This window comes from Prevotella conceptionensis 9403948 (genome assembly GCF_000312305.1).
Classification (GTDB): domain Bacteria; phylum Bacteroidota; class Bacteroidia; order Bacteroidales; family Bacteroidaceae; genus Prevotella; species Prevotella conceptionensis.
In genome coordinates, this window is sequence record NZ_HE999443.1 from 245,689 (window position 1) to 247,709 (window position 2,021).

Genomic DNA, 2,021 nt, shown 5'->3' on the forward strand with positions numbered 1-2,021 from the left:
CCGGCATGTTGGTGGCATAGCGCGTAAAGAGGAACGAACCGCCTGCGTTGTAGTAGTCGCGTAGGGCTACCGATGCCTCTACTGCGGCAGGTGCAGCTTTCTCGAAGGCCTCTTTTCCATCCACTCCGCCGTCCTTATGGTAGTGCCACCATATCACCTTGCAGGCACTTAGGTCTATGTTTTTGTTCTTAATGTCGGCGAACGAGACGTAAAGCGAGTTGGGTACGTTGGCCAACATCCAGCGACAAGCCGTTAGCTCTTCGATGTTTAGTTGGTCCATGCTCTGTGCTAAGCCCACGAACACCACTTCGGGCTTGCCTATCTTCGTAACGGTTACGGTGTAGGTGGTGGTAGCGGTGTTGTTGGTAACGGTTATTTGCACAGGTTTGGCAAAGCTAGTGGCCACTCCGCTAGCGATAGAGGCTGTGGCATTGTCGCTCAAAGTGAATGTGGGAACGAGCGAAGAGAGGTTGAGTGCCTCGGGAACATAAACCGAAATGGTTCTTGCCCCTTCGTCTATGATGCCCGTATACAGGTCGTTTATCTTGAAACTTGTTATCTTTGCCTCGTCGCGGCGCACGCTGATGGTCCAGTCTTCGTACACGTCGGCGTTACGCACACGCATCGTTCGGGGCGTGGTAAAGTCCAGATGGTCGCCCAGTTTGATGTTGGCCGTTGCGCCTGCGCTAAGTTGCAGGGTGGTAAGTTCCATGTTGCTAACATCATAACTTTGTGGAACACGCACGGTTATGCTGCGTGTAGGCAGGTGGGTTGTGCCATCGTATTTGTCTAATGCAAGGGCTTGCACGTTGCAGTCGCCACCCAGTTGCAGGTCGCTAACGTTGCTTTCGCTGCACGCCGTGATGGCAACGAGCGTGGCAAAGGCCATCACGATTTGGGTTATCAGGGTTTTCATCGTTACCAATCTCCTATGTTTTGTTTGTAATTACCTTTCGATGCGGCCACCTGTGCATGGGGTATGGGCAGGTATTCGTTCTTGTTGGCGGTGAAGTGGGCACCGTTATATATGGCGCAATCGTTGGCTTCTTCGGCGTAATACTTATTAATGACACTGGCTGCCTCGCCCCAACGCACGAGGTCGAAGAACCTTTCGCTCTCCATGCCCATTTCCAATCGGCGTTCCATTTTCACGATTTTGAGTGTTTGGGCTTGGTTGTAGCTGCCTGTGTATTGGCCAACATTGAGCCTAACGCCATATTGCGACTCGTAGTTGGCTATGGCGGCGGTGCTTTGTTTGGCCCTTCTGCGCAGCTGATTAACCAGTGCCAGTGCCTCTTGCAGATGGCTCCCGCCTAGTTGGGCCAAGGCCTCAGCACGTTCGAGCAGCACATCGGCGTAGCGGAACACGATGCGATTCATGGGCGTTCCCCACCACGAACCTTTAATAAGGTATCCGCTTTTGGGGTCGACGTTTTGTTTTAAGGTTACGTAATAGCCGTAAAGACCGTTCGAGCGGCTCCATGTTGCAGAGCGGTCCATCATGAAATCGCGGTTAAACTCGTAGGGCAAGCCGGGCATGCCCACGGTGAGGAACAGGCGTGGGTCGGCATAATCGCGGCTCTTGTCGTAGTCGGCCTTGTTAAAGTCGTCTATTCGGGGCAGACCCGCATTGTCTGTGCGATAGGCGTTTACGAGATTTTGACTAGGCTTATAGAAGTCGCAGCCGCCGTCGGTAACGCCAGGAATGTTGGGCACAATCAGTCCGTAGCTCCAATTGAGGTTGCCGTATGTTGTTCCGTCGTTCATCGAATACTGCATGGCCCAAATGCTTTCGGGTCCGTTTTCGTACTGCGGTTCGGGTCGGAAGTTGTTGTGGAAATCGCTTTCCAATGCAAATCCGCCTGCGGCATAGATGTCGGGTGCGGTGTATTGCAACACCTTTTGCAGGTCTTCTGTCGAGATAGAGGTCACTTCGTTGCTGTTTTCGTTGTCTTGATGGTAGGCCTTGTACAGGTAAACCTTGGCCAAGAAAGCGGCAGCAGCGGCTTTCGAGGGCCTAC

At 53.0% G+C, this 2,021-nt stretch carries 2 protein-coding genes; both read right to left on the bottom strand.

The features are described from left to right. A partial coding sequence (locus BN93_RS00850) for a DUF4960 domain-containing protein (protein WP_019186457.1) occupies positions 1 to 916 on the bottom strand: 916 nt, incomplete at its 3' end. 2 nt (positions 917 to 918) lie between these two features. After that, the coding region (locus BN93_RS00855; protein ID WP_044259330.1) for a RagB/SusD family nutrient uptake outer membrane protein at positions 919 to 2,021 on the bottom strand (1,103 nt) is incomplete at its 5' end.